General features: G+C 60.3%; 1 protein-coding gene. It reads right to left on the bottom strand.

Features of this window, described 5'->3' with window-relative positions; translation table 11 throughout:
• Positions 1-184 precede the first annotated feature (184 nt).
• On the bottom strand, positions 185-395 hold a 211-nt coding region (locus I6F37_RS43710), incomplete at its 5' end, for a hypothetical protein (protein WP_225154941.1).

Here is a 395-nt window from a genome sequence, read left to right as displayed (position 1 = left end):
GTACTTCTCTTCGATCTCGCGATAGTGAAGTCCCTCGGTGACATCGCCCATCGAGTTGGCAATCACCGCTGCGGCTTCGGCACCGTAGATCTTGTCGAACAACGTAGGCACGAACTGGTCCTTTCGATTGCGAGCGAGGGAGCGTCACGACTGCGCCCTCGCCAGAACACGCGATTTCTGGGGTCTAGCCAAGCTCCGCCGTGGCTTCGACGAAAACACGCTCAACCGCCGCTTCGATCGTCTCCTGGCCGAAGCCGATACTGAGATTGGCGTCGGTGATGACGTCGGTCGCGGCCCGTCCGCCAGGGGGTGTCAGCACATTGGTCTGTGTGGCGGTGGCCGTGACCTGGTCAATCAGCTCGAACGACTTGCGTTCGGTGTCGTCAACATCTGTC

The organism is Bradyrhizobium sp. NBAIM08 (genome assembly GCF_020193935.1).
Taxonomy (GTDB): Bacteria; Pseudomonadota; Alphaproteobacteria; order Rhizobiales; family Xanthobacteraceae; genus Bradyrhizobium; species Bradyrhizobium yuanmingense.
This window is presented reverse-complemented; position numbering and strand designations above follow the sequence as displayed.